Raw genomic sequence first — 9,619 nt, 5'->3', positions numbered from 1 at the left:
AGTCTCGACGGGTGATCGCCGGAAAATCCCTAGAGTCGCGGCGGCCTAGGACAACCCCAGCTCGTTGTCCAGCAGCTCGAACATCTCGTCGTCACCGGCCAGGTCGAAGTCGAAGTCGGCCAGCTCGTCGCGCACGGCGGGAGCACCCCACCGGCCGCGCAGCGCGTCCAGCCGCAGCGCGACCTGGTGGCGCAGCTCGGCGTCCGGGTCGACCTGGGCGCACAGGGCGTCCAGGCGGTCCAGCTCGACCAGGACCGCGGCCCGCTCCGAGGTCTCGGCGAGGCCGAGTTCGGCCAGCAGCAGGCCCGCCAGCGCGGCGGGCGTGGGGTGGTCGAACACGGCGGTCGGCGCCAGCCGCGCGCCGGTCGCCCCGGTGAGCCGGTTGCGCAGCTCCAGTCCGGTCAGCGAGTCGAACCCGGTGTCCCGGAAGGACCGGTCGGGCGCGACCCGCTCGGGGCCGGGCAGGCCCAGCACCACCGCGGCCTCGCGGCGCACCAGGTCCAGCGCGGCGTCCGCGCGGTCCGGTCCCGGCAGCGCGGCCAGTCGCCCGGCCGCCCCCGACCCGGTGGGCGCGGCGGCCGGCGGTCGGGTGGTGCGCCCCAGGCCGCGCAGCGCGGTCGGGCCGTCGGCGGTGAGCGCGTCGGCGTCGACCCGGGCCGCCACCACGGTCGGCTCGGTCCACGCCAGCGCCGCGTCGAACAGGGCCAGGCCGTGCGCGGGGGCCAGCGGTGGGGTGTAGCGGGTCAGCCGCGCCAGGTCGGCCTCGGCGAGCCCGCCGGTCATGCCCGTCTCGGCCGTCCACGGGCCCCAGGCCAGCGAGCGGGCGGGCAGGCCCTCGGCGTGCCAGTGGTCGACCAGGGCGTCGAGGTGGGCGTTCGCGGCGGCGTAGGCGGACTGCCCGGCCGCGCCGAGCGTGCCCACGACCGACGAGTAGGTCACGAACGCGGCCAGGTCCAGGTGCCGGGTCGCCTCGCGCAGCGCGCGGGCGCCGTCCACCTTGGGTCGCAGCACGGCCGCCAGCCGGTCCGGGGTGAGCGCGTCCAGCAGGCCGTCGTCCAGCACACCCGCCGCGTGCACCACGGCGGTGAGCCCCGGGACGCCCGCGACCAGGTCGGCCACGGCGTCGGGGTCGGCGACGTCGCACGCCGCCGCGGTGACCTCGGCCCCCAGCCCGCGCAGCGCGGCCAGCTCGTCCTCCCGGCCCGCGCCGCCGCCGCGCCCGACCAGCACCAGGCGGGTGACGCCGCGGTCGGCGACCAGGTGCCGGGCCAGGGCCAGCCCCAGCCCGCCGAGCCCGCCGGTGATCAGCGCGGCGCCGTCGGGGTCCCACGCGCGGGGCACGGTGAGCACCACCTTGCCGATGTGCTTGGCGCGGCTGACGTGCCGGAACGCCTCGGGCGCGCGGCGCACGTCCCACACCGCGACGGGCAGCGGCGCGAGCGCGCCGGCGGCGAACAACCCCGTCACGGCGGTCAGCATGGGCGCGATCCGCGCGGGCGGCAGCTCCAGCAGGTCGAACGCGGTGTGGTCCACGCCGTCCGGGTCGCGCGGGTCGGTCTTGCCCAGCTCGACGAACTTCCCGCCGGGCGCGACCAGGTCCAGCGAGGCGTCGGTGAACTCGCCGGCCAGGCAGTTCAGCACGACGTCCACGCCCCGGCCGCCGGTGGCGGCGCGGAACGCCTCGGCGAACTCCAGGGTGCGGGACGAGGCGATCCGGTCCTCGGCCAGCCCGAGCGCCCGCAGCGCGCCCCACTTGCCGGGGCTCGCGGTGGCGAACACGTCCGCGCCGAGGTGGCGGGCCAACTGGACGGCGGCCGTGCCGACCCCACCCGCGCCCGCGTGCACCAGCACGGACTGCCCGGCCCACACGCCCGCGACCTCGACCAGCGCGTGGTAGGCGGTGAGGAAGACGACCGGGGTCGCCGCCGCCCGCACCCACGACCAGTCGTCGGGCACCGGGGCGAGCAGGTCGCGGTGGGTGTCGGCGACGGGGCCGAACGAGCCCGCGAACAGGCCCATCACCCGGTCGCCCACGGCCAGGTCGGTCACGCCCGCGCCGACCGCGAGCACCACGCCCGCGCCCTCGATGCCCATCGGTCCGGGCTCGCCGGGGTAGCGGCCCAGCGCGGTGAGCACGTCGCGGAAGTTCACGCCGGCCGCGCGCACGCCGACCCGGACCGTGCCCGGCGCGGGGTGCTCCGCCGTGGGGACGGCTGCCGTGGAGGCGGCCACCACGGGGGTGACCGCCGTGGAGGTGGCCGGCGCCGGGGTGTCCGCCGTGGGGGTGTCCGCCGTGGGGGTGTCCGCTGTGGGGATGCCCGCCGTGGGGGCGGCCGGCGCGGGAGCGGCCTCCGCGGGGGTGCCCGGCGCGGGAACGGTCACAGGGGGAGCGGCCGGCGCAGGGGTGCCCGGCGCGGGCGAGGCGGGCGTGTCCAGGGCGCGCAGGACCAGCGCGTCCAGCGTGCCGGGCGCGGTGGTGTCCAGCCGCCAGGGCCCCTCCGGCGGGGTGAGCGCGTCGTCGGGGCGGCAGCGCACCAGTCGGGCGACCTTCGCCGTGCCCGCGCGCACCGCCGCCTGCGGCTCGTCGGTGAGCAGGGGCGGGCCGGTGTCGACGTCGACCAGCAGCAGCCGGCCCGGGTCCTCGGCCTGCGCCGCGCGCACCAGCCCCCACACCGCGGCGGCGTCGGGGTCGCGCACCGGTTCGCCGGGCTCCACGGCCACCGCGCCCCGCGTGACCACGGCCAGCGGGAAGGGCAGGGCGTGCTCGCGCCACAGCCGCAGCTCGTCGAGCACCCGGTTGACCTCGTCGCCCGACACGGGCAGCAGCGCAAGGCCCGGCGCGACCTCGCGCGCCGCGACGGCCTTGACCAGCGCGGCGACGTCCGGGTAGCGCTCGGCGGCGGGCAGGCCGAACCGGTCCTCCCCCACCACCACCGCGTCGGGCGGCAGCGCGCGGGCGGGCGCGGGGGTCCAGTCCAACCGCAACAGCGCCTCCGGCCCCGGTCGGGCGGCGCGCGCGGGCGCCGCCCGCAGCACCAGCCGGTCCACGGCCGCCACCGGCGCCCCGGTGGCGTCGGCCAGGACCAGCTCCACCTCGCCCGGCGCCACGCCGGTGACCCGCACGCGCAGCCCGGTCGCGCCGGAGGCGTGCAGGCGCAGACCGGTCCAGGCGAAGGGCAGGCCGGGCAGCCGGGCGGGGTCGGCCAGCAGCGCGGTGGCGTGCAGGGCCGCGTCGAGCACGGCCGGGTGCAGCGCGAACCGGTCGGCACCGACCGCCTCGCCCGCGCCCGCCACCTCGGCGAACACCTCCTCGCCCCGCCGCCACGCCGCGCGCAGGCCGCGGAAGGCCGGGCCGTAGGCGAACCCGTCGGCGGCCAGGCGCTCGTAGAAGTCCTCCAGCGGCACGGGCCGCGCGCCCGGCGGCGGCCACGCGCCCGCCAGGTCCGGCACGGGCGCGGCGGTCGAGGCCAGCACGCCGCGGGCGTGCCGGGTCCACGGCCCGTGCTCGCCCACCCGGCCGTGCACCACCAGCGCCCGCCGCCCGGCCTCGTCCGGCCCGTCCACGACGACCTGCACGGTCACCGGGTCCTCGGCCAGCACCAGCGGGGACTCCAGGGTCAGCTCGTCCACCGCGGGCGCGCCCACCTCGTCGGCGGCGCGCACCGCCAGCTCGGCCAGCGCCGCGCCGGGCAGCAGCACCGCGCCGCCCACCACGTGCTCGGCCAGCCACGGCTGCGCGTGCGCGGACAACCGGCCGGTGAGCACCGCGCCGCCCGTGCCGGGCAGCTCGGTGGCCGCGCCGAGCAGCGGGTGGCCGGGCGCCCGCAGGCCCACCGCGGACACCTCGGCGGCCGGGGCGGGCGACCAGAACCGCTCGTGCCGGAACGGGTAGGTCGGCAGGTCGACCACGCGCCCGCCGGTGCCGGCGCAGAACGCCCGCCAGTCCACCGGGACGCCGTGGACGTGCAGCCGGGAGAGCGCCTCGACGAGCGCGTGGTCCTCGTCGCGGCCGGCGCGCAGGCCCGGCGCGCACACCAGCCCGTCGGCGCGGGAGCCCGCGACGGCCTCCTGCGCCATCGCGGCGAGCGAGCCGTCCGGGCCGGTGTCCAGGGCGATCGTGACGTCCAGGTCGGCCAGCGCGCGGACGGCGTCGGCGAACAGCACGGGCTCGCGGACCTGCCGCACCCAGTGCTCGTGGTCGGTGGCGTCGACGCGCCCGCCGGTCAGGGTGGAGATCAGCGGCACGCGCGGCGGGCGCGGGGTGAGCCCGGCGACGACCTCGCGGAACCGGTCGAGCACCGGGTCCACCAGCGGCGAGTGGAAGGCGTGGCTGACCCGCAGCACGCGGGCCCGGTGGCCGCGCGCGGTGAGGTCCGCGGCGGCCCGGACCACCGCGTCGGCCTCGCCGGACAGCACCACCGAGCGCGGCCCGTTGACCGCGGCGACCACCAGCCCGTGCCCCAGGACCGGCCGCACGTCGTCCACCCCGGACCGCACCGCGACCATCGCCCCGCCGGGCGGCAGCGCGGCCATCAGCGAGCCCCGCGCGGCGACCAGGGCGCACGCGTCGGGCAGCGACAGCACGCCCGCGACGTGCGCGGCGGCGACCTCGCCGACCGAGTGGCCGACCACCGCGTCCGGCCGCACGCCCCACGAGTCCAGCAGGCGGGCCAGCGCGACGCCGAGCGCGAACAGGGCGGGCTGGGCGAAGCCGGTGTCGTCCAGGGCGTCCGCGTCCGCGCCGAACAGCACATCGCGCAGCGGGCGCGGCAGGCGCGGGTCGAGCAAGGCGCACACCTCGTCCAGCGCGTCGGCGAACACCGGGTGCGCGGCGGCCAGCCCGGCTCCCGCGCCGAGCCGCTGCGCGCCCTGCCCGGCGAACAGGAACGCGGTCACGGGCACGGGCACGGCGGTGTCGACCAGCACGCCCTCGGCCGACCCGCCCGCCGCCAGCGCCGCCAGCGCGGTCGCGCGGTCCTCGGCCACGACCGCCGCCCGGTGCCCCAGGTGGGCGCGCGTGGTGGCCAGCGACACCGCCACGTCGACCGCTCGACCGTCCACACCGGACAGCAGCCGGGCCTGCCCGCGCAGCGCCTCGGCACCGCGCGCGGACAGCACCCACGGCACCACCCGGTCGGTGGCCCCGGCCGGCGGCACGTCCTCGACGTCACCCTCCTCCAGCACGACGTGCGCGTTGGTGCCGCTGATGCCGAACGAGGACACCGCGCCGCGCCGGGGCCGATCGCCTCGCGGCCACGGCCGGGGCGAGGTGACCAGCTCCACCGCGCCGGCCGACCAGTCCACCCGGGACGACGGCGCGTCCACGTGCAGCGTCGCGGGCACGGAGCCGTGGCGCATCGCCTGCACCAGCTTGATCACCCCGGCCACGCCGGCCGCGGCCTGGGTGTGGCCGATGTTCGACTTGAGCGAGCCCACCAGCAGCGGCGACGGCCGGTCCTGCCCGTAGGCGGCGAGCAGCGCGCCCGCCTCGATCGGGTCGCCGAGCCGGGTGCCCGTGCCGTGCGCCTCGACCACGTCCACGTCCGCCGGGGCGAGCCCGGCCCGGCGCAGGGCCGCGCCGATCACCTCGCGCTGCGCCGCGCCGCTGGGGGCGGTCAGCCCGTTGGACGCGCCGTCGGAGTTCACCGCGCTCCCGCGCAGCACCGCCCGCACCGGCAGGCCGCGCCGGCGTGCCTCGGACAGCCTCGCGACCACCAGCACGCCGACGCCCTCGGCCCACCCGGTGCCGTCGGCGCCCTCGGCGAACGCCCTGCACCGGCCGTCCGGTGACAGCCCGTCCTGCTTGGCGAACTCCACGAACAGGCCGGGCTCGGACATCACCGTGACACCGCCCGCCAAGGCCAGGTCGCAGTCCCCCGCCCGCAGCGCCTGGGCGGCGAGGTGCAGCGCGACCAGGGACGAGGAGCACGCCGTGTCGACGGTCAGCGCCGGGCCGGCCAGGCCCAGGACGTAGGCGATCCGACCGGACAGCACGCTCGGGGTGGTGCCGGTGAGCGCGAACCCCTCGGTGCCGCCGGAGGTGCGGTGCAGCGGCGGCCCGTAGTCCTGCGCCATCGAACCGAGGAACACGCCGGTGCGGGTGCCCCGCAGCGCGGTCGGCGCGAGCCGGGCGCGTTCGACGGCCTCCCAGGCGACTTCGAGCGCCAACCGCTGCTGCGGGTCCATGGCCGACGCCTCGCGCGGCGAGATGCCGAAGAACTCCGCGTCGAACCCGGCCACGTCGGGCAGGAAACCCCCGCCGCGGCCCGTGCCCGTCACCGCCGGGCTCCAGCCCCGGTCGGCGGGCATCGGCGACACCGCGTCCACGCCGTCGGCCACGAGCCGCCACAGCGCCTCGGGCGAGTCCACGCCGCCGGGCAGCCGACACGCCATGCCGACGATCGCGATCGGCTCGTCAGCGGTGGCCCCGGCCCTGGTTTCGGCCCCAACCCCAACCCCAGCCCCAGCCCCAGCCCCAGCCCCAGCGCCGGCGCCGGCGCCGATTCCGGCCTTGGCCTCGGTCTCGGCAGCGTCGAAAAGCGGGGCGATCACCTCCGCCGTCGAACCCGCGATCGGCCCCGCGGTCGGCCCCGCCGTGGCCGCCAGGTGGGCGGCGAGCCTGCGGGGCGTCGGGTGGTCGTAGACCACCGCGGCCGTCACCTCGACACCGGTCGCCGCGCGCAACCGGGCCGCCAGCTCCACCACCATCGTGGAGTCGAAGCCCTGGGCCCGCAGCGGTTCGTCCACGAGCACCCGGTCCGGGTCGCGCGCCCCCAGCACCACCGCGCACTCGCCGCGCACGGTCCGCAGCGCCGCCGCGGGCTCGAACCGCCGGGCGACGACCTCCGGGTCCGGCCCGACCTCCTCGCCGATCCAGTACCGCTCCCGCTGGAACGCGTAGGTCGGCAGCGGCACGTGCCGCCCGCCCGGGTAGAGGGCCCCGAGGTCGACGGGACCGCCGTGCGCGGCCACCTCCGCCAGCGCCGCCAGCACCCGCTCCGGACCGCCCTCGCCGCGCCGCAACGTGCCCACCACCGCCACCGGCCGGTCGCCCGCCGTGTCGCGGACGCCGCCCGCCAGCACCGGGTGCGGGCCGACCTCCACGAACAAGCCGTGGCCGGCGACGATCAGCCCGTCCACCACCGCCCGGAACTCGACCGCGTGCCGCAGGTTCCGGTACCAGTACCCGGCGTCCAGCGAGGACGTGTCCAGCTCACCGCCGGTCACCGTCGAGAAGAACGGCACGCGGGACGTCCGGGGGCGCACCGGGCCCAGCAGCCCGACCAGCCGGTCCCGCACCCGCTCGACCGCCGGTGAGTGCGACGCGTAGTCGACGTCGATCCGGCGCACCCGCCCGGTGGACCCCCACCGCTCGACGAACTCCCCCACCGCGCCGGCCTCGCCGGTGACCACGAGCGACTCCGGCCCGTTGACCGCCGCCACCTCCAGCCGCCCGGCCCACGGCGCGAGCCCCGCCCGCACCTCGTCCTCGGGCAGCGCGACGGACACCATCCCGCCGCTGCCGGCCAGCTCCTCCGCGATCACCGCGCTGCGCAGGGCCACCACCCGCGCGCCGTCCTCCAGCGACAGCGCGCCCGCGACGCACGCGGCGGCCACCTCGCCCTGCGAGTGCCCGACGACCGCGGCGGGCTCCACCCCGCGGGACCTCCACACCGCCGCCAGCGACACCATCACCGCCCACAGCACGGGTTGCACGACGTCCACCCGGCTCAACGGGGGCGCGCCCGCGTCCTCCCGCAGCACGGCGGCGGCGGAGAAGTCCACGAACGCCGACAGCGCCTCGTCGCACCGGGCCAGCTCGGCGGCGAACACCGGCGACCCCTCCAGCAGCCGCGCGCCCATCCCCGCCCACTGCGACCCCTGCCCGGGGAACACGAACACCGGCCCGCCGGCCACCGCCGAGCCGCGCACGACGCCCACGGCGGGCTCGCCGGCCGCGACCGCCGCCAGACCGGCCGCGAAATCGGGCCCCGCCACGGCGGCCCGGTGCGGCAGCAGGGCCCGGCGCGTCGCCAGGGTGTGCCCGACGTCGGCGGGCAACAGCGCGGCCACGTGCGGCAGCAACCGCGCCGCCTGCGCCCGCAGCGCCGCCGGGTCGCGCGCGGACAGCAGCCAGAACGGCGCGTCGACCGGCGCCCGCTCCTCCCGCGCGCCCCGCGGCCCGGCCGAGAGCACCAGGTGGCAGTTCGTGCCCGACACGCCGAACGACGACACGCCGGCCAGCAGCCCGCCGCCGGCCGCCGCCGGCCACGGCACCGCCGAGGTCGCGACCTCCAGGTTCCACTCGTCGAACCGGATGTCCGGGTTGGGCTCGGTGAAGTGCAGGCTCGGCGGCACGACGCCGTGCCGCAGCCCCAGCACCGTCTTGAGCAGGCCGGCCACGCCCGCCGCGCCCTCCAGGTGGCCCACGTTCGTCTTGACCGACCCCACCAGCAGCGGCCCGCGCGCCCGCGCCCGCCCGTACACCTCGCCCAGGGCCGCGGCCTCGACCGGGTCGCCCACCCGGGTGCCGGTGCCGTGCAGCTCCACGTGGCCGACGTGCGCCGGGTCGATCCCGGCCCGGCGGCACGCCAGCCGGACCAGCTCGGCCTGCGCCGACGCGCTGGGCACGGTCAACCCCTCGGCCGGCCCGTCGTTGTTCACCGCCGAGCCCTCGATGACGGCCAGCACGTCGTCGCCGTCGGCCAGCGCGGCGGACAGCGCCTTCAGCACCACCACGCCGCCGCCCTCGCCGCGCGCGTAGCCGTTGGCGCGGGCGTCGAAGGTGTGGCAGCGGTGGTCGGGCGAGAGGGCGCCGAACCGCTCGACCACCTCGGTGCCGTCGGCGGCCAGGTTGAGCTGCACGCCGCCGGCCAGCGCCAGCGCCGACTCGCCGCGCCGCAGGCTCTCCACCGCCAGGTGCACGGCCACCAGCGACGAGGACTGCCCGGTGTCGACGACCATGCTGGGGCCGCGCAGCCCCAGCAGGTGCGACAGGCGGGTCGCGGCGGAGGCCCGGTTCAGCCCGGTCAGGGTGTGCGGGCCGATCTCGCCCGCGGTGCGGGTGAGCACGGCGTAGTCGTCGGTCATCGCGCCCAGGAACACCGCCGTGTCGGTGCCGCGCAGCGCGTCGGCGGGCACGCCCGCGTGCTCCAGCGCCTCCCAGCCCAGCTCCAGCGCCAGCCGGTGCTGCGGGTCCATCGCGCGCGCCTCGCGCGGGGAGACGCCGAAGAACCCCGCGTCGAAGGCGTCCACCGCGGGCAGGAACCCGCCCGTGCCGCGACCGGGCACGGTGGCGACGGCGTCGGTCCCGGACCGCAGCAGCCGCCAGAACGCCTCGGGGTCGGGCGCCGAGGGCAACCGGCAGGACAGGCCGATCACCGCGACGGCGGTGCGGGCGCGGTCCGGTGTGGGTGCTGGTGCTGGGGTCACGACTGGCTCCCGCTGGTGCGCGCGGCGATCGCGGGCCCGGCCGGGCCGACGGTCGCGGTGGGTCGTCGATGCCCTCCCCAGTCTCGGTGCCGCGCGGCCGGCGCGGGGCGCGCCTTTCTGGGGCTTTCCCCAGACATCCGGCCCTATCGTCACGCTCGGCAGTCCAGGCACACCCACTCCCAGGCGA

General features: G+C 78.8%; 1 pseudogene. It reads right to left on the bottom strand.

The window, feature by feature from the left end:
- Nucleotides 1–114: 114 nt before the first annotated feature.
- Nucleotides 115–9,432, bottom strand: a pseudogene (locus ACFP3R_RS21235) (type I polyketide synthase); the annotation flags it as partial.
- Nucleotides 9,433–9,619 lie beyond the last annotated feature (187 nt).

Source organism: Saccharothrix lopnurensis, assembly GCF_042658445.1.
Taxonomy (GTDB): domain Bacteria; phylum Actinomycetota; class Actinomycetes; order Mycobacteriales; family Pseudonocardiaceae; genus Actinosynnema; species Actinosynnema lopnurensis.
This window is presented reverse-complemented; position numbering and strand designations above follow the sequence as displayed.